This is a genomic window from Mesotoga sp. H07pep.5.4, from assembly GCF_003664935.1.
GTDB classification, from domain to species: Bacteria; Thermotogota; Thermotogae; order Petrotogales; family Kosmotogaceae; genus Mesotoga; species Mesotoga prima.
Window position 1 is genome coordinate 93,660 of sequence record NZ_JFHM01000016.1, and the last position, 18,438, is coordinate 112,097.

General features: G+C 44.4%; 14 protein-coding genes. 8 read left to right on the forward strand and 6 right to left on the reverse strand.

Translation table 11 applies throughout. The features are described 5' to 3' along the window. Positions 1 to 23: 23 nt before the first annotated feature. Positions 24 to 1,412, forward strand: a complete 1,389-nt coding sequence (gene cysS, locus Y696_RS09970) for a cysteine--tRNA ligase (RefSeq protein ID WP_099771274.1) — start codon at positions 24 to 26, stop codon at positions 1,410 to 1,412. 378 nt (positions 1,413 to 1,790) lie between these two features. Next, on the forward strand, positions 1,791 to 2,231 hold the full coding sequence (locus tag Y696_RS09975) for an OsmC family protein (RefSeq protein ID WP_121510402.1): 441 nt from the start codon (positions 1,791 to 1,793) through the stop codon (positions 2,229 to 2,231). 50 nt (positions 2,232 to 2,281) lie between these two features. Here Y696_RS09975 and Y696_RS09980 read toward each other — a convergent pair whose 3' ends face one another. From Y696_RS09980 to ggt, 3 genes are all read right to left on the reverse strand, one after another. After that, positions 2,282 to 3,916 carry a S8 family serine peptidase gene (locus Y696_RS09980; RefSeq protein WP_121510403.1) on the reverse strand — a complete coding sequence of 545 codons (1,635 nt, stop codon included), beginning with the start codon at positions 3,914 to 3,916 and terminating at the stop codon, positions 2,282 to 2,284. A 169-nt stretch (positions 3,917 to 4,085) separates the two neighbouring features. Next, positions 4,086 to 4,538, reverse strand: coding sequence for a large conductance mechanosensitive channel protein MscL (mscL, locus tag Y696_RS09985; RefSeq protein ID WP_121510404.1), 453 nt, complete (start codon positions 4,536 to 4,538; stop codon positions 4,086 to 4,088). Between the two features lie 175 nt (positions 4,539 to 4,713). Then, a complete protein-coding gene (gene ggt / locus Y696_RS09990; RefSeq protein ID WP_121510405.1) occupies positions 4,714 to 6,396 on the reverse strand; it encodes a gamma-glutamyltransferase in 1,683 nt (560 codons plus the stop codon). A 166-nt stretch (positions 6,397 to 6,562) separates the two neighbouring features. Between ggt and nadE the strand changes: the two genes are divergently transcribed. Next, positions 6,563 to 7,402, forward strand: a complete 840-nt coding sequence (gene nadE / locus Y696_RS09995) for an NAD(+) synthase (protein ID WP_121510406.1) — start codon at positions 6,563 to 6,565, stop codon at positions 7,400 to 7,402. On the opposite strand, the gene Y696_RS10000 is transcribed toward nadE, so the two are convergent. From Y696_RS10000 to Y696_RS10010, 3 genes are all read right to left on the reverse strand, one after another. Then, entirely contained in the window at positions 7,389 to 8,465 is a 1,077-nt protein-coding gene (locus Y696_RS10000; RefSeq protein WP_014731530.1) for a hypothetical protein, read from the reverse strand. The genes nadE and Y696_RS10000 overlap by 14 nt on opposite strands. 434 nt (positions 8,466 to 8,899) lie before the next feature. Beyond that, positions 8,900 to 11,350, reverse strand: a complete 2,451-nt coding sequence (locus tag Y696_RS10005; RefSeq protein ID WP_014731531.1) for a hypothetical protein — start codon at positions 11,348 to 11,350, stop codon at positions 8,900 to 8,902. Between the two features lie 53 nt (positions 11,351 to 11,403). Continuing rightward, positions 11,404 to 11,865 (reverse strand): hypothetical protein, encoded by a 462-nt coding sequence (locus tag Y696_RS10010; protein ID WP_014731532.1) that lies wholly within the window; start codon positions 11,863 to 11,865, stop codon positions 11,404 to 11,406. Positions 11,866 to 12,000: 135 nt separating this feature from the next. Between Y696_RS10010 and Y696_RS10015 the strand changes: the two genes are divergently transcribed. The 5 genes from Y696_RS10015 to Y696_RS10035 all read left to right on the forward strand — a co-directional run bounded on the left by Y696_RS10015 (position 12,001) and on the right by Y696_RS10035 (position 18,435). Further along, a complete protein-coding gene (locus Y696_RS10015) occupies positions 12,001 to 12,852 on the forward strand; it encodes an aminotransferase class IV (RefSeq protein WP_014731533.1) in 852 nt (283 codons plus the stop codon). A gap of 135 nt (positions 12,853 to 12,987) precedes the next feature. Next, on the forward strand, positions 12,988 to 15,075 hold the full coding sequence (locus tag Y696_RS10020) for a peptide ABC transporter substrate-binding protein (protein ID WP_099771282.1): 2,088 nt from the start codon (positions 12,988 to 12,990) through the stop codon (positions 15,073 to 15,075). A gap of 65 nt (positions 15,076 to 15,140) precedes the next feature. Next, entirely contained in the window at positions 15,141 to 16,508 is a 1,368-nt protein-coding gene (locus tag Y696_RS10025) for a M14 family zinc carboxypeptidase (protein ID WP_121510407.1), read from the forward strand. A gap of 11 nt (positions 16,509 to 16,519) precedes the next feature. Continuing rightward, positions 16,520 to 17,500: an ABC transporter permease gene (locus Y696_RS10030; RefSeq protein WP_014731536.1), complete on the forward strand. Its 981-nt coding sequence runs from the start codon at positions 16,520 to 16,522 to the stop codon at positions 17,498 to 17,500. Positions 17,501 to 17,502: 2 nt separating this feature from the next. Continuing rightward, positions 17,503 to 18,435: an ABC transporter permease gene (locus Y696_RS10035; RefSeq protein WP_014731537.1), complete on the forward strand. Its 933-nt coding sequence runs from the start codon at positions 17,503 to 17,505 to the stop codon at positions 18,433 to 18,435. Positions 18,436 to 18,438 lie beyond the last annotated feature (3 nt).

Below are 18,438 nucleotides of genomic sequence, written 5' to 3' on the forward strand. Positions count from 1 at the left end.
CTGGGAATGAGGTGAGGCAGAGTATGGAAATAAGACTGACGAACACCATGTCAAGAAGGAAAGAGATCTTCAAGCCTTTGAAGATAGGCGAGGTGGGAATATATACGTGTGGACTGACAGTATATAATTTTGCCCATATTGGCAATCTTAGAGCTTACGTCTTTGCCGATACCCTCAAAAGGATGTTTCTTTTCAATGGCTATAAAGTAAGACACGTAATGAACATAACTGATGTTGGCCATCTTACGGGAGACGAAGACGAAGGCGAAGACAAGATGGAAGCCGGTGCAAGACGTGAGGGAAAGACAGTGTGGGAAATCGTTGATTTCTATACGAAGGCTTTCTTCAAAGATCTAGAAAGATTGAGGATCATTCTTCCAACTGTTACATGCAGGGCGACCGAGCACGTGCAAGATATGATAGACATGATCCGAAAAATTGAAGCCAACGGCTACACCTACATAGCCGGCGGTAATGTCTACTTCGATACTTCAAAGGTTCCCGACTATGGAAAACTAGCAAGGCTCCAACTTGATGAAGAGAAAATTCGTTCAAGGGTTGAGAGCGACCCCTTCAAGAAAAACCCCTTTGATTTCGTTTTGTGGTTCACTCGATATAAATATGAAAACCACGCAATGCAGTGGGATTCACCATGGGGTAGGGGCTTTCCCGGATGGCACATTGAATGTTCCGCGATGGCTTCAAAGTATCTTGGAGAGAGATTTGACATACACACAGGCGGTATAGATCACATTCCAGTTCATCATACGAATGAAATCGCTCAGAGCGAGGCGGCTTTCGGACATGAATGGGTGAACTTCTGGTTGCATTCGGAGTTTCTCGTCATTGGGGAAGGGGAAAAAATGTCTAAATCGCTTGGAAACTTCATTACTCTTCAGACTCTTATTGACAGGGGGTACGAGCCTGCAGATTATCGCTACTATCTTCTCGGCGCCCATTACAAGAAGCAGCTGACCTTTACAATGGAAGCTCTCGATGGCGCGAAGAGCGCCATGAAAAAACTCATCACTAGAATTGAGGAGCTAAAGGAATTAAATGAGTCAGAAACCAGACCCGATGGTGATCTTATGAATGAATTTCATGAGGCCATAAATGATGATCTGAATACACCAAAAGCCCTCGCCGTTCTTTGGAAAGTCGTCGACAGTGAAGATCTTCGACCTGGTGAAAAGCTCTCCCTAATCGACAGATTTGACGAAGTTCTTGGTCTTGGCCTCTCTGAGGTCGAAAGCAAGACCATTCCAGAAGAAATTATCGAATTGGCCAATGAGAGAGATGCTGCTCGAAAGGAAAGGAATTGGGAGAAGGCCGATGAGCTTAGACAGTTGATCTCAGAAAAGGGATATGAAGTACTCGATGAGAGAGATGGGTATAAGATAAGAAGAAGGTAATCAAAAACTCCTTTCTCCCGCTACGAGCGTTGAATTATCTGGATACTTCCTGAAATTGGGATTTCCCGATTTGCTCTCTATGTAAGAAGGATAACCTCATTACTTGAATCTAAACAGAAAAAATCCTTTCCAAAAATTCGAAGGTCTTTTCTTCGTTGTTTTTTATGCAGCAAAAGTATCTAAATTCAAAACCGAACGAAGAGTTCCTTGAAGATTAAGAAAAAGCATGCCGAGAAAAAACGCAGGATGCGAGGCAGTTTAACCAAACAACGAGTGATAGTTGCCTTATTTACGGATAATTTATCTCGGCTTAACTCTTTCATGCCCAATGACGGTTACACTATTTGTGAAAGAAGTAACAACAAAGGAGGAAATAGTATGCCAGATGCAAGTTTCAGAGTAAAGGCAATTTCAGAAAGTGCAGCCAGAGTATCGGTAAAGGCAAGAAACTTCACTATGATCGTTGACGAGCCACCCAATCTCGGCGGAGAGGATAAGGGTGCCAATCCAGTGGAATACGTTCTCGCCGCACTGGCCGGTTGTCTGAATGTAGTAGGACATCTCGTTGCAGATGAGATGGGTTTCAAGATAAGAAGATTGGAGATAGACGTCTATGGCCCGTTGAATCCTGCAAGGCTTTATGGGAAGTCCTACGAAGACAGGGCCGGTTATAAGGAAATTATAGCCGAAATGAAAGTCGATACGGATGCCGAAGAAGAAACCCTGGAAAAGTGGGTAAAGTCCGTAGAGGATCGATGTCCGGTTTCCGACAATCTTGGTAATCCAACACCAGTTAAGGTCATTGCTAAGGAACTCTAAGAGACTTAGTTTAAAAAAGGGCTCCCTTCAGGGAGCCCTTTTAATTAATCCTATTCCGGAAATTCTATTATTGGAAAAAAGTGTAAGGGATTAGTGAGTTCGTAACTACCGCTGCTGAGATAAGATAAAGTTTCCGCGTAATCAAGAGAGGGGTTCCAGGCGTGATACTGGTCGGATTCCTGATACCCGTAATAACCAATCAGGTCTCCCTTGTCTATCTCCTCGTTTCCGTTGAAATCTCTCCATACCCTTATCTTTATGTAGTTTTCGGTGAGTCCATCGAATAGAAAGGATCCGTCCGGATTGACTTCGGTCTCCCTAATGACTTCGCCCGAGGTGGACAAGATCTGAACCAATAGTGGCCTGCGTTCTTCCTCGTAGGTAAGAGAATCGTATGCCTGGATGAGTCCGAACCCATAGTACTGATCCCAGCCATTTTCTCCCAGGTCAAGAGCCGTTTCTCTCAGGATCTTCTTTATTATCTCCTCACCTGAGCCGTCCTTGCCCGCATATCCTTTTGCCATAAGAAGTGCTGCAAGCCCTGTAACATGTGGCGCCGCCATGGATGTTCCTTGCATATATGAGTATGTGTTTCCTTCGTCTGTCGAGTATCCGGTACTTAGTATCTGAGCGCTGCTTGAGCCACCAGGGGCGACAAGGTCGAGATAAACTCCGTAATTCGAGTAGCTTGCCCATCGCATATCATTGTCGACCGCGCCAACTGATATCACTTCATCATATAAAGCCGGATAACGTTGATATGGTTTGTTTCCTGAAGCTGCAATCATTAGGACTTCATTTTCTTTAGCATATTTTACGGCTTCGGCAACTACGTCAGCATCCCCACCCGCCAGGCTCATGTTAATTATCTTTGCGCCGTGATCTACTGCGAAGATAATGCTGCTAGCGAGTATTCCTGCCGTGGTTTCCCCAGCTTCGAAAATCTTTATTGGCATGATAGTGCAATGCTCTCCCCATGTCATCCCTGAAACCCCCAGAGAATTATTCGTTTTCGCGGCAATCGTACCTGTAACATGGGTTCCATGGGATTTAACGGGATCATAATCTGTAGGGTCATCATCATCGTTTATTAGATCGTATCCCGGAAGAAAGATACCTTCCAAATCTGGATGATCCAACCTAGCACCAGAGTCTATTACTGCGACAACGACAGTGGAAGAACCCTTAGCAATTGTCCAGGCCTGAGGCATCTGGATCATCGGATAGTTCCATTGACCGGAATACAGCGGGTCGTTGGGGACACTCTCCTCGGATTGAAGAGTGAAGATCTTCTCAGGCTCGACTGACTTGACTCCTTCAATTCCAGACAGCGAAGATGGATCGTTTGTCTTCACAACGGCATAACCAACAGAACCGTCTCTTGAAAAGAACTCATCGAGGATCTCTACTCCATAAACGCCCGATATTATTGTTGAATCAAACCCTCTATCGAAGAGGACAATAAATTGATTACTCATGAAACCCTGCTCTATGTCTTTACTGGAAAATATGGGAGTGTATGCTGCAGTTCTTTGAAAACTATCGTGAGCTGAGGTTTCTGGAAAGTAAGGAACGACCTGGCCTGAAAGAGAGTAGTAAACCTCGGGTTTAATGCATCCAGTGAGAGAGAAACAAAGAACAACAAAAAGAGCTGTTATAAGCGTTAAGACTTTAATAAGCCGCATCTTGAACCTCCGGATCTAGATGGAATGATTGTACCATCATCGCAAGAGTTTTCGTGTTATCCATTTTTAATGAAATGGGTCCGGTCTGTAAATCGGTACGGACAAGAGCGACGAATGAAAATATCCAAAAACAAGAGCGACCCGTAGGTCGCTCTCTTCGAAAAGGGTCTCAAGCCTTCTTTTCAAGTTCAGACGTACAGTTGGGACACCTTATTGCATCGATCGGAATCGAAGTGTGACAGAAAGGACAGATCTTCGTCGTTGGCGCTGCCGCTGCCTCTTCCTTCTTCTGCCTTTCCCGTATCTTGTTAATGAGCCTCACAATCATAAAGATGACAAACGCAAGGATCAGGAAATTTATGACTGCGTTGATGAAAAGGCCGATGTTCAGAGTTGCGGCACCTGCTTCTTTTGCTTCTGCGAGAGTTGCGTAGCTTCCTCCGGAGAGACTGATGAATATGTTTGAAAAGTCAATCCCACCAAGAAATAGGCTGACAAAAGGCACGATAATGTCTTCGACCAGCGATTTGACAATGACCTGAAACGCACCGCCGATAATGATTCCGACCGCAAGATCAATCACATTACCACGACTAATGAATTTCTTGAATTCCTTCCACACACCGCTCACCCCTTTACAATACGCACGTTATGAAGAGATTATGATCATGTATCGTTCTATAATCAAGGATTTGAAACACAATCAAAGAGCGATTACCGATTTGATTACTGAGTTTCATCCTTAAAAAAGAAAAGATCGTTGCTTTGTTTTCGAAGAGGTGATCTTCTGTGCTACATCAGAACGCAACAGCCTGTCCATCTCTTCTGGGATCGGCTCCGCCAAAAAGAATGCCTATATCTCTGTTGAAAAGCACTGCATGAACCCCTCCAAAATAAGGATCATAATCATTCCTTATTGATATCTCATGACCCATTTGGATCAGTTTGTTGTAAGCATTTATTGAGATGCGGCCTTCTATGTAAAATGGCCCAGACTGAGATCTGAAGACTCTAGGGGCCAGAATCGCTTGTTGAACAGTCATCCCGTGATCAATGATATTGCTAATTGTCTGGGCCACAGTGGTAATAATTCTTGTGGCACCCGGAGCGCCAATCGTCATATATGGTCTTCCCTCAGGGTCCAAAACCAGAGTGGGGCTCATGCTGCTGAGAGGTCGTTTGCCTGGTTCAACTGAATTGACGGAACCTGGGGTCTTAACGAAATCGTCCATGTGATTGTTTAGCAGAATGCCGGTTCCAGGAACAACGACACCTGACCCGAAGAAGTAGTTAATCGATTTGGTTATCGCAACCATGTTTCCTTCTTTGTCCATTACGGAAAGATGCGTGGTGCTGCCGCTCTCAAACTGCCAGGGATCTCCGGCCTCCACCGATTGGATTGGTCTGTTCATATCAATCTTGTCGGCCAGCAGTTTCGCATAATCTTTTGAAGTTAGGCCCTCAAGGGGTACTTCTGCAAAGTCGGTATCGGCCATGTATTTAGCCCTGTCGGCAAATACCAGCTTCATTGCTTCAGACCAAATGTGCAGAGTCTCAGCGGTATTGTCTCCGAGTGATTCAAGATCGAAGTTCTCCATAATGTTTAGCAGTTCGATAACGTGAGTTCCACCCGAACTGGCGGGAGGCACGGAAAGAATTGTATAGTCGCGATAACTTCCGCAAACTGGTTTCCGGATCTTCACTTCGTAATTTGAAAGGTCTTCTAGAGTCATAACTCCGCCACGTTTTTGAACCTCGGCGACGATCTTCTCGGCAATTTCACCGGTGTAGAATGCATCTTTTCCTTTCTCGGCGATTAGCTCGAGAGTGTTGGCCAAATCATTCAGAACAATAGTCTCACCTATTTCATAGGGTATGCCGCCATACTTAAGGTAGATATCGGCGCCGTTTTCCATCATCATTATCTTTTCGTAGTTGTCATTGATAATCGAGAACAAGTTGGTTGTTACCGGAATTCCCTTCTTCGCCCAGTCTATAGCCGGTTTTATAACTTGCTCGCGGGAGAGCGTTCCATAGTGCTCAAGCGCATATAGAAGCCCGGCTACTTCACCGGGTACTCCTATGGCTTTTCCACCAACAGTACTTTCATAGTTAATGGGACGATTGTTCTCGTCGAGATTAAAGAATGAAGGACTCGTTGCTCCTGGTGCAGTTTCTCTGAAGTCTATGACGACAGCATCATCCATGTCAGCCAGCTGGATGATCATGAATCCGCCGCCCCCTATTCCTGATGCGTTAGGTTCCAGAACACCCAGCGCAAATGCAGTGGCGATCGCTGCATCAACCGCATTCCCACCCATTTCTAGAATTGCAACACCGACTTGTGAGGCCTCAGGCTTTGCTGCCGCCACAACTCCGTTTCTGCCCTCTGCATCTCTTCCATAAAGATTGATTGGATTTGAAGCCATGAGAGTTCCGGCAGCTACTATGATGGTAAGTACAAATAGAATTCTCTTCATTATCGTCCTCCTAATTTGAGCTTAAGAGCTTCATAATCACTAGTTTAGCACTTTCATCCGACGTACCCTTTCCAGCCAGAGAGTCTAGTTGCTCATTGCGATATGACTTATATACCCTTTCAGGGGAAAAGACCATTTATCTAGTATAATTTGTTAGGTGGACACTATGGATGAGATCATAAACTTCATAAGAGATTCTGTTACGAAATATGGTTATAAGGGAGCTGTGATAGGTATTAGCGGAGGAATCGATTCTGCCGTTGTTGGAAAACTTGCCGTCGAAGCTCTTGGAAAGGAGAAGATATTTGGGCTACTCATGCCAGAACGCGACTCTTCAAGAGATACGATTAAGGATTCGAAGCTCGTCGCAAAGTTTCTTGGGATAGACTTCAAAGTCAAAAACATAAGCTCAGCTCTCAGAGCGATTGGCTCTTATAAGCTTCAGCCTCCCGCATTCTTAATTCCTCAGACAATTAAGGAGAAGTATGTTAAACACAAGTGGGAGGAGCTGTCTTCTGACCCATTTCTTGACGATCTTTGTAATGAAGGAAACGATGAATTCAGAAGGGGACTGGCCTATTATAGATCGAAGCACAGAGTAAGGATGATCTCCCTTTACCTTGAAGCTGAAAAACGAGGATACGCGGTGCTGGGAACCACCAACAAGACCGAGCTGTTATGTGGGCTTTATGTGAAATGGGGAGACGATTCAAGCGATATTGAGCCAATAAGGCATTTGTTTAAAACCGAAGTAATCGAACTAGCAGGGCAATTGCAAATTCCAAGCAGGATAATAGAAAAACCTCCAAGTCCAGATCTCATACCTGGTGTTACTGACGAAAATGTTTTTGGAGTGACGATTGACGATCTGGACAAATCTCTTCGGCGTATTGAAGGAGGAGAAGTTCTAGACCCCCATGATACGAAATCCATGAGGGTCCTGAGAATACTTGAATCAGCCAGGTATCGAGAACTAAGAAATCTAGCTATTTCTAGGAATCACTAAGCGTCTTTAGACCGTTGCTCCACGAAATACTCATGAGATTCACAACTACTCGTTCCAGTTGCTGGTCGGCAAATTCCGGAAAGTCTGTGAACACTTGTTTTTTTGCCTCTCCCGGTCCGACACTCAATCCCTCAAGTTCTTTTTCTGCAACGTAAAGCTCTTTACCCATAGGATCTATGAGCCTGAACGATATATGAATTCCCTTGATCGTTCCGAGGTCGGAATTGTTCATAATCCGTAGGACAACCGCTTTCTTTTTGCTGAAAGTTCCCACCTTTTCTATGCTCGATTGAATAACTACTTCGCGATGAAGAGAGTCGGTTGTCTTTCTGTCCTTTGAAAGGTAAAGGTCGGCAGCCTGAGGTATAGAGTCTTCAAGGTCTAGATCCGAAACAGTGATTTCTTCTCCCAGTGGTTCGGGAAGAGACTCGTTTTTCGTTTCAAAGCTCTCCAATGATTTGTACAGTTGATACAGGTCCCAAAGGTTGTCGGTGAAGACCCTGTGTTTTCTAAGTTCTTCCACAACTATTCCTGTACTAAGAGAATCTAAGTCGATCTTTGCGTTTTCCCTGCGGATTTTCGCGCCATCCTGGCCAAAATATACACTGGAAAGAACAAACCATTCATCTGGCAACGGAAAGATCAATCTCCCAGTATGCGCTTCCTTCGAGGAGAACTCTATTGTATTCACAATAATTGGAACAACGAAATTCGTATCCCTTTTTGCAGGTATCTTTGACGCTTCTCCATCTGACACAATTCTCAGAGTTTTGCCGAGTGTTCTCGACTCGAAGGCCCAAAGAGCAACCGAATCTTCAAATAACTTGTCTTCAACTATCTTGACGCCATGAAGCTTAACCCCGCTAAGGTCAAGCTTGCTCTTTGTGAGAGAGAACTTTGATGATTCCATTTTGACTTCGATAACAGCCATGAGACGGCCCCTGTACTTCGCAAATACTGGATCGGAAGGAAATGTGAGCGTTATTCCGTCATGTTTTGATTCCTCAATAATCACTGAACCGGCATCGCTTATAAGAAAAGCCGAGTACCCCATTGTCTTCATGTTGATTCCCCCTTTCTTTTTGCTATCTCCGATAAAAGCATTATACCTTATACATTCGTCATGTCTTAAGCAAAGTTAACTAAAGGGCAGCTACCGAGTTTTCTCTAGTGAACGCCCTTCCGCCGTGGTCAAAACTAGGAGAAAACTCGGAAATATAACTGAAAACGGACCTAAATCAGATTTCATCGAAACCAATTGATAATGAGAAAATCACATGAAATGATCTCGACGGATTTCTCTTATTGGAACCTGAAAAGAATAAGCTCTTTTCGGCTCCCGAAGCTCTTTTATCTGTAAGTGTTTTGATGAATTGAGAGCCTTCCTCTTAACCTCCAGATGTAGCTTTTGAATCGTTGAAGAAAGATAAAGAAAAGGGTTTCCCCCTTTCTTTCGTAGTTTTTCACCTGGATCGTTATAAAAAGTCAGGTCTTATATCAAGGTTTAGCATCCAACTCGAAATAGAACCCAAAACCAGAGTCGCTGTGCTGAATTCCTATCTTCGGGAAAACATCTCCCAAGCCCAGGGTAGAACCTACGTTCACAAACATGTACAGCGCAGAGTGATCAAGGCTGGTATTGGTTCCACTAACTTCGACCCCGATCCCAATCTCTTTCAGGAAGAACATGGGACTCCATCCCCAGTCGATTCGATACAGGAGCTGAGCGCCGTTTGCATACCAGTAAAAATCGTCGAAGAAACCCACACCAAGATTGACAGAAGTCCCCAAAGTCGGGGCAAAACCGGCATCAAGAGAGAGCAGTGGAGTGATCTCCCCATCAGAGAGTTTTATGCCGGGTTCCAGAGAGATCGCGAAGAGATTTCCTTTCAAACTCAAAGGAACTGAAGTTGTCATTCCCCCTGATGTGTCAAATCCAATGTGCGCGTATGATCTAAATCTCGTGGAGGGGTTCAAAGGCATCTGGAAGAGTTCAGAAGATAGCCCTGCAGTTGCCACAGGAACGTTGGGAGTGCCTAAGTTTACTTTCAGAGAGACATTTACTCCTTCCAAGAACTGCCCGGTATACTCCCCCTGGAAGGAAAGCTTGTTGGTACCAAAAGTGAATAGAGGCTTCAGCTCCATAGAGTGCTTCGAATCATGTGAAAGGTGAACGGTAAGTAATCCTAGGGAAATGTTTTCGCCATCATATGATACAAACGGCGCTCTTAGGACGGGATTCAAAAAATGAAGGAAGGACTTCTTCAGGTAGTCCCCAACCGTGTACTCTACTTGTAAAGGCTCAAAGTCATCAGACTCGACTGCTGTCACGACATATGGGGTACTCTCAAAATCGAAAGCAAAAACAGACATACCCTTTTCTCTACGAGAGTGTCCGAACCCGTAGACTTTGGAGTCTAAAACGACTGCTTTTTCAAGATTTGCACCGTGAGTAAGCCTAGAGATCTGCAAAGACTCTAAATCTACTGCGAAGGCATCCATGAACCCTTCCTCATAGGCAGCAGTGAAGACCACTTTGCCTTCATAATAGTCAATCCCTCTTCCTTTTAGGTATGGATCATCGAGAATTACTCTGAACTCACCTTCTTTGAAAGTTGCTATGGCTCCATTAATACCGCTGCTGGATAGCATCATTATCAGACTTCCATCTTCAAGGATGAGCATATCTTTGACAACCCATGGGATTCTGATAAGTTGCATTTCATCAAAAAAGATCGTTGAAATCTCTGTCTTTGCATCATAAACTGCTTTGATCAGTCTTCCGTTGTAGATTTCAAATGCGGTAATCATACCTTTGTCGAGAAGTCTAACAGATAGAGGCAGCTTGTGAGACCATATCTCTCTTGACGTTGTGTTTCTTTCAGTAACAGACGTCATCAAGTAGATGTTTCCTTCGTGCCATTTCAAAGTCAGTGCTCCAAAATCGGAAAGCCTTCGGGAAAAGCCCCCATCGACGTACTCTTCGATCCCGCGCTCCACAGAGCCGTTCCAGGAAGTAGCTTCCCCAAAAATCGAATAAGAGAAGATTACACCATTTGCCGTCTTTGCAATATCATAGATCTGCCCGTTCTCAATTGTCCTGACTTCCGTAAGAGTGGCATACTTTGTTGCTCTCAACTCGGTCTCTTCTTTCCAGTCTAAATAGAGATCGTCGAGAGTTTCACCAAATGCAATCCTTGAGGCGTTTATGGGACCGATAATGGGAAATCTTCCGGAAACTTCTTTGTGAAATTGCTTAACGGATTCTATTCCAAATCTTTTCACAAGATAATCATAGAAAGTGGCCAAATAATTGTAATAAAGCGCCCCTCCTCGGTAATCTTCGCCAGATACGGATAGCGCATAATCAAGACCGGGAAAAGAGTTTGATTTCGAATTCTGATAAGTCATTTCCCTTCCCCACATTGGATTGTTCAATCTGCCTTCGGAGAAGAAGTTAGACGATTCTGCAAAAAGCGTCACTCCTTCTACGAATGGTGAAAGCTGCTGAGGTGAAAGCATTTCCGTTCCAAAAATCACCCTGGAGACAAAGGCTGGAAAACCCGTTGTGTAGGTCAGGTGAGCAATATGTGTGAACTCATGCATAAGAAGCAGCCTGTAATGGTTCGATTCATTCATTCTAGTCGAAAGCATTGTATCGGCAGGCCACACGAAGATCTGAATAGTCTTGTGATTGTGAGGTTGAGCCAGACCGTTTGTGTTCGCTCCGAAGTCGGCTAGAACAATGTTTATCCTGCCAGGATCGTTGCCGATTAGTTCAATGGCTTTTGATCTTATCGATTCGAATGTATTACCTACATTAACGGCAACTTCCTCATATCCCTCGGGATAGTAAATGTCAGCATTTGGGAATTCAAGAACACAATTAGCCATTAAGGTGGCCGTGATAAGAGTGATAATTGCAAAGAATGGTAAAGATTTCCTCATTTTATACCTCCCGCCTCAGACCATCGATGAAGTGACTATTCCCCAAGATGAAGCTACAAACCAAACGTCTCCTCAAAAACGCGTTTAACCTTTCTTTCATTCAAATCCGTTCTGAAAGTCAGCTTAATCTTGCCTTCATTCCATACGATTTTGATTACTGTGCTATCGGAAGAAGTTCCCTGAGAAGAATTCGTATTGCTGGAGACCTTGATTTTTCTGAGTGATTCTTTTGGAATAAAGAGATTACCAGGTGTTTCATTCAAGATCTCCTCTTTTGTCTTCTCGTTGTATCTGTCAAGCAGGGAATAGCCTGACGACATCACAGATGCCATCTTCTTAAAGAACCCTTCCTTCCGCTCTTCAGAGGCATCCTTTGCTTTTTTAATGGCTTCATTCGTTAGTTCTCTGGTCAACTGCACCAACATGATTCCCTCTGGAATTAAAACAACATCGTACACCTTACTTCCAAAGAGTCCTGTAGAGCCCCCGGGAAAAAGCGCCAAAACGTTGTCCATAAAGAAACCCTCCAAATGAAAAGTCTGCTTACAGTTACGTTATATTCTAACACTGATGAGCTGTCTTACCGCAAATCGATAGCCAGTTTGATGCATAATATTGTTGCAGAGACTCAAAAACCCAAGGAGGTTTCTATGTGGGCATTTCTTGATGGTGAATTTGTTCAGGAAAAGGAAAGGCTTGTTCAGCTGGAGAACCGCGGACTGACTTTTGCAGACGGTCTCTTTGAGGTTATTAGAACACTGGAAGGGAGAATACTGTTCTTTGAGGATCATTATTCAAGGATGAAAAAAAGTGCCGAATTCTTCAATATTGAAATGCGATTCCCTTCTGAAGAGGCAAGGAGGATTGCAGTTGAGTTAGTCAAAAGAAATGGTATAGAAGACGGGGAATTATATATCGAACTCACTAGGGGCACCGACCCTCACAGAGATCACAGATACCCGCCGAAAGAAACCAGGAGCACGTTTTTCATGCTTGCACTTCCTCTAAGAAAGATAGATTCTACTAGCTGGAGAGATGGAGTCAAGCTTCTTACATATCCCGACTTGCGCCACGGACTCTGTGAACACAAAACGATAAACTTATTACCAAATGTTCTTGCCAAGAATTTTGCGTACGCCAGAGGAGGTTATGAAGCTCTGATGTTCAGAGAGTCAAACGGAAAAAAGTACGCTACCGAAGGTGGAAGCTCAAATTACTTCTTTGTGAAAGACGGCGTCTTCTACACTCCCGAGGTTGACAATATTCTTTCCGGCATCACAAGAGGGAAGGTGATCTCTCTTGTCGAGGATCTTGGTTATGAGGTCGTTGAAAAGCGCATCGCCTTGGAAGAGTTCTTCAATGCAGAGGAAGTCTTCCTTGCCAGCACAGTTTCTCGTGTTATGCCCGTTAGGGCTATAGATGATGTCTCCTTCGAAGTATGCGGCAAGCATACTGCTAAGGTCATGAGAGCTTATGAGGATCTCTTTTTCTCTGCCAGATGAACGATTCGGTTCGAATTTTCGATTAAAGTAAACAATAGGTGTAAATTCCGCTTACTGGCCTTTCGTAAGCTAAGCCAGTATATAATTGCATAAATCTGTCATGTTCCACATCATCTTTCTTGGAGGTGTCACGCGATGAAGAAACTCTTTGTCTGTATGCTCGTTCTTTTTTTCTCGGGTCTGTCTTTGGCGCAGATTTCCGCAGAAGAAGCGATACCAGTAATTGAATCTAGAGGGATTTTGACTTCAGTTGACGAGTCACCACTAACTTTCACAGAGTTTAAGGCGGCTATTGAAAAGGCCTTCCCTGGTAAGGAAGAAATCATTAAGGGGAAGGGTGAAGTTTCAAGAGCGGATTTTGCAGTTGCAATGGTTGAAGTTCTTGGACTGCAGTCCGAAGCAGAGGCATTTGACGAGATTTGTACGACTGCTCTCGATGAGTGGGAAGCTCCGGAGGAAGCTTGGGGAGCGCTTACCGTTGCTTACAGAAGCAACCGCCAGCTTCTTGACTTCAGGTACGGCCATGTGATCGAGGCCAGTTCGCCAATCACAAGGAAAGAGGCGGCAATATCCATTTATATGGCAATAAATCCACCCGCGAAGGGTGGTACGGCCACTACAGCTGTTACTGCAGATGCGCCCGGTTTCAACACGCTGTTTACTTCTGCGGGTTTGACATGGACAATCTGTAATATCATCGGCGATGGAGTCACCGGCACAGATAAGGATGGGTTCTATTTCCCCAGGATGATAAAGAGAATGCCGTCTCTTGAGAACGGTCTAATGGTAATAAATGAAGATGGTTCTCTCACCATAACTTATGAACTGAGAAAGGGTATGAAGTGGCATGATGGAGAACCCGTTACTGCTCACGATGCGAAATTCCAGTGGGAAGTAATGAACAGTGGTGCTCCTGTTACGACGAACTACTTCGAAAGTTCCGTTTCGGAAGTAGAAGTTATCGACGATTACACATACTCTATCACTCTTCCAGAACCTCTGAGTAATGCAGAGCTGGGTTCTTCTGTTTACGCTTACTACTTTGGATGGTTCCAACTCCCCGAACACGTTTTCAGAGATAGTTACGAGGAAGCGAAGCATTCTGGAAGCTGGGACAGTTTCGTGGAAAATGCGACAAAGAATCCGATTATGACAGGACCGTACAAGCTAAAAGAATACGTGGAAGGCCAGTATGTGATAATGGAAGCTTTTGATGAGTACTACATGGGTAGACCGAACATCGACCAGTTGGTTATGAGAATTATTCCAGACATGGATGTCGTATTCGCATCCACACTTAATGGGGAAATCGATTTCGGAAGATACACTCTAACTCTAAAACAATCAGTGCAGCTTGAGAATGAACGAGCAGATATGTTCAACGTTTTCTACACACCAAACATTGCTTATGATAACCTGAATCTGAATTTGAGAGATCCAGAGGATACATCTAAGCCACATCCGATCTTTGGAGACAAGAGAGTAAGGCAGGCCGTTCTCTATGGTCTAAATAGAGAACAGATAAGCAATGTAGTCTACGCAGGCCTTGCCGAAGTCGTAGATACCTGGATAACCGATCTGCACCAGATGAGAGATGCTCTCAAGAGCCCGGAGGTTAAGCACTACGAGTACAACCCTGCGAAAGCCAAAGCTCTTCTCGAAGAGGCAGGCTGGAAGCTTAACAGTAAAGGCATATACGAAAAGGACGGAACGCCTCTGAAGTTTAGCCTTTCTCTCGCCTCTGGCAGCGGCGATTACCAGATGATGGCCCAGATGATCCAGGGAATGTTGAAGCAAATTGGAATGGAAGTAGAAATTGAGGTGATGCCAGCGCTGGTAATCTGGACCGAGATATTCCCCTATGGGGATTTTGATGCACATATCTCAGGCTGGGGGTATGGAGTCAGCGACGAAGCGGCGAATTATTGGACCACTGATCAGATACCCTCTGAAGAGAATTATTGGGGAGGAATGAACTTCACCGGCTGGGCAAATGCGGAAAACGATGAAATAGTCAACGCAGCCGCCAGGGAGCTCGATCCGGAAAAGAAGCTGGCACTCTATGAAAAGCACTTCGCGCTTTGGACCGAGGAACTCCCTGTTCTGCCCCTGGTTGTTGCGCCGACACCCCATTTTGCAAAGAAATACATTAAGAGCTTCAATTCCGGCTACGACAACGGTTTGGGCTGGATAATTCAGAACTGGTACATTGACGAGCAATAAGAATCTTTGGGGGAGAAGAGGATCTTCTCCCCCATCTTCAATTTCATAATTTCGGAGGTTTAGATATGAAGTTCATCGAGCTTATCGATTCTGTTCCCGATTATAAGGAGTTTTTCACCGTTGAGGAGATGGATCGGCGATCTCTAGAGCTGGCAAAGAGATATCCTGGAAAAGTCAAAGTTTACGAAGCAGGAAAATCACGCGGAGAAAATCCAATCTACGTACTTGAAATTGGCAGCGGAAAGAAGAATGCTCTTCTCTTTGGCTGTCCGCACCCTAACGAACCGATTGGCGCAATGATGCTGGACTTCCTAAGTGAAAGACTTGCCAGCGACGATACCTTTCGGGATCAGTTTGACTACACCTGGCATTTGATTAAGGTAATAGATGTTGACGGTACTAAATTGAATGAAGGTTGGTTCAAGGATTCTTCATCCATAAGAAAATACGCAGCCAACTTCTACAGACCGCCCGGTCATGAGCAAGTTGAATGGACCTTCCCGGTCGACTATGAAACGCTTCACTTTCACTCGCCTTTACCAGAGACGCAAGTGCTTATGAAACTTATCGAGGAGAAGAAACCCGAGTTCATGTATTCTCTTCACAATTCTGGTTTTGGAGGCGTCTATTATTATGTGAGTGACGCAGTTCCAGAACTCTACGAGACTTTCAGCAAACTTCCCGGTTTGTTTGATTTACCGCTTTCTCTTGGAGAGCCCGAAGCACCTTTTTTGGAGCAGCTTGAACCAGCCGTTTTCAAGCTTTTCGGAATGGCTCAAGAGTACGATTATCTGAAGAAGAATCTTGGTCCCGACAAGGACCCGGCAGACGTCATCAAGGCCGGGACTAGTTCTGATGATTTTGCTTCATCCGTAGCCGATACGTTTGCCTTAGTTTGTGAGATGCCATATTACTATGATTCAAGGGTAGAAGACATGTCTGAAGCCGATATTACGAGGAAGGAAGCGCAGAGATTCAATTATCAAAGGTCCGCTGAGAATTTTGAGTTCGTCAGCGAAGTGATGAAAGCAGTTGAACCATATGTTATTGACAGAAATTCCCCGTTCTACAGGGTCTTCAAGAATGTTCTTGAAACCTATCCCGATCAACTGCAGGCGCAGAAGAACTGGATTGAAAACGATCCGTCTCTGGAGAGAAAGGCAAGTGTGGCAGAGGTCTTTGATAATAAGATAGTCAGCCAGTTCTATCAATCATTGATGCTCGGGATGCTAAGAAGGCTATTAAGAGAAAACGACAATGGATCTAAGGAGCTAGCGGCGATCTCCAAGATGGCAGATGAGGCATTTGAGAGAAAAATGGAGTATCTTGAAAACAATCTGAACTACACTGCAGTCCCCATAAAGAGCCTTGTCAGTGTTCAGTTGATTGCAGGTTTGAACGTCGCCGACTATATTCAGAGAAGGGAAAGCTAGAAGTCGTGAAGGTGTATTTTCTAAAGAGGTTTCTTGAACTTATCCCGATTTTCTTCGCAATCTCAATAATAATATTCGTCATAATGAACTCAATGCCAGGTGACCCACTACTGCAAATGAGAATGCAAAACCCTCGTGCAATGACCAATGACCCCGAAAGAATGAAGGAACTCAGAGAGTACTATCATCTTGATGACCCTCTTCCGGTTAAGTACTTTACCTGGTTGAAGAGTGTTCTAACCGGTGACCTGGGTTATTCAAGTATGTACAAGTCTCCTGTAATAGATCTGATTGCTTCACGTTTGCCCAACACGCTAGTGCTCACGATCACTGCCTGGCTAATCGGGCTTGTATTTGCACTTCCAATAGGCATTATTTCAGCCGTTAAAAAGTATTCGACCTTCGACTACGCAACCACCATATTTGCTTTTATCGGCATTTCATTGCCGGGCTTCTGGTTTGCTTTGATCGCAATCATTATCTTCAGTGTTAATTTAGGCTGGTTCCCCGTTTCGGGTATGGCAACCTATGGAATAACCGGTTTTTGGAATATCTTTGCAGACAGAGTGAGACACCTTGTGCTGCCTGCCTTTGTATTGGGATTGGTTCAGGTGGCATCATGGGTAAGATACATCAGGACGTCGCTGCTCGAAGTTCTCGATCAAGACTATGTAAGAACTGCTTACGCTAAGGGAGTGCCCGACAGAAAAGTAATCATTAAACATGCGCTGAAAAATGCGATGATACCGATAATCACTATAATTGCACTTGATATTCCGTATTTCTTCGGTGGAGCGTTGATCATTGAAACTGTCTTTTCATGGCCCGGAATGGGAAGGCTTATGTACAATGCAGTTATTTCCAGCGACTATAATCTTGCGATCAGCTGTCTAATGTTTCTGGCAATAATAACGTTGATTTCGAATCTTGTTGCCGACTTCCTGTACGTGATGGTCGATCCCAGAATCAGAATGGGAAGAAAGGGAGCTTAGTTATGGCAAAGTTTTTTTACAAGAGAAAACTGGATGAGATAGAGGAGAAAGCGCGACCTGTTCACATAAACAGCTACAAACAACTCGTGTGGACGAAATTCAAGAGCCACAAACTTGCCCTTTTTGGTGCCGTGGTGTTGATTGGTGTAGCGTTTTTCACTCTGCTTGGCCCCCTCTTCGTTGAGGTAGGGTACGAAGATATGGATTTTTCAAATCTCTTTTCTCCACCGTTGACTGAGGGTCATCCCTTTGGTACCGATGAACTTGGACATGATGTACTCGTGAGAGTTATGTATGGCGGAAGGATATCGTTATTTGTGGGTTTTGCTTCAGCAGTCATTACGACTCTAATAGGAACGCTCGTGGGATTGTTTTCGGGTTTTTACGGTGGAATCGTTGATAGGTTGTTGATGAGATTCGTAGACGTAATGCTTTCTATACCGATGTTCCCAATTTTGATAACCCTTACTCTTGTTTTTGGTTCGGGAATTATGAATATCATTCTTGTACTTACTGTGTTTGGCTGGATGGGAGTTTCAAGATTGGTTAGAGGACTGGTTCTTTCGATAAGAGAGACTGAGTACGTAATGTCAGCAAGGGCTATGGGTGTGAGAAATGGAAGAATCATATTGAGGCATGTTCTACCCAACGTTATACCGATAGTTATTGTCTCTGCCACCTTGAACATGTCTTACGCAATTCTTGCCGAATCATCGCTGAGTTACCTGGGACTTGGCATTCAACCTCCGATGCCTTCGTGGGGAAATATGCTTCAGAGGGCAATGAATTACATATTGGGAACCACTGCTGGTACTAATCCCTGGTGGCTTACCGTCTTTCCAGGGTTCTTTATTTTCATAACCGTGTTGAACGTAAACTTCCTGGGAGATGGGCTTAGAGACGCTTTAGATCCCAAATTTGTGAGTGAGAGTTGAAGT

What these genes read in the sequence shown, in the direction of transcription:
- cysS (WP_099771274.1), top strand. Translation starts at nt 24, where the DNA reads ATGGAAATAAGACTGACGAACACCATGTCAAGAAGGAAAGAGATCTTC.
- Y696_RS09975 (WP_121510402.1), top strand. Translation starts at nt 1,791, where the DNA reads ATGCCAGATGCAAGTTTCAGAGTAAAGGCAATTTCAGAAAGTGCAGCC.
- Y696_RS09980 (WP_121510403.1), bottom strand. Translation starts at nt 3,916, where the DNA reads ATGCGGCTTATTAAAGTCTTAACGCTTATAACAGCTCTTTTTGTTGTT.
- ggt (WP_121510405.1), bottom strand. Translation starts at nt 6,396, where the DNA reads ATGAAGAGAATTCTATTTGTACTTACCATCATAGTAGCTGCCGGAACT.
- nadE (WP_121510406.1), top strand. Translation starts at nt 6,563, where the DNA reads ATGGATGAGATCATAAACTTCATAAGAGATTCTGTTACGAAATATGGT.
- Y696_RS10000 (WP_014731530.1), bottom strand. Translation starts at nt 8,465, where the DNA reads ATGAAGACAATGGGGTACTCGGCTTTTCTTATAAGCGATGCCGGTTCA.
- Y696_RS10005 (WP_014731531.1), bottom strand. Translation starts at nt 11,350, where the DNA reads ATGAGGAAATCTTTACCATTCTTTGCAATTATCACTCTTATCACGGCC.
- Y696_RS10010 (WP_014731532.1), bottom strand. Translation starts at nt 11,865, where the DNA reads ATGGACAACGTTTTGGCGCTTTTTCCCGGGGGCTCTACAGGACTCTTT.
- Y696_RS10015 (WP_014731533.1), top strand. Translation starts at nt 12,001, where the DNA reads ATGTGGGCATTTCTTGATGGTGAATTTGTTCAGGAAAAGGAAAGGCTT.
- Y696_RS10020 (WP_099771282.1), top strand. Translation starts at nt 12,988, where the DNA reads ATGAAGAAACTCTTTGTCTGTATGCTCGTTCTTTTTTTCTCGGGTCTG.
- Y696_RS10025 (WP_121510407.1), top strand. Translation starts at nt 15,141, where the DNA reads ATGAAGTTCATCGAGCTTATCGATTCTGTTCCCGATTATAAGGAGTTT.
- Y696_RS10035 (WP_014731537.1), top strand. Translation starts at nt 17,503, where the DNA reads ATGGCAAAGTTTTTTTACAAGAGAAAACTGGATGAGATAGAGGAGAAA.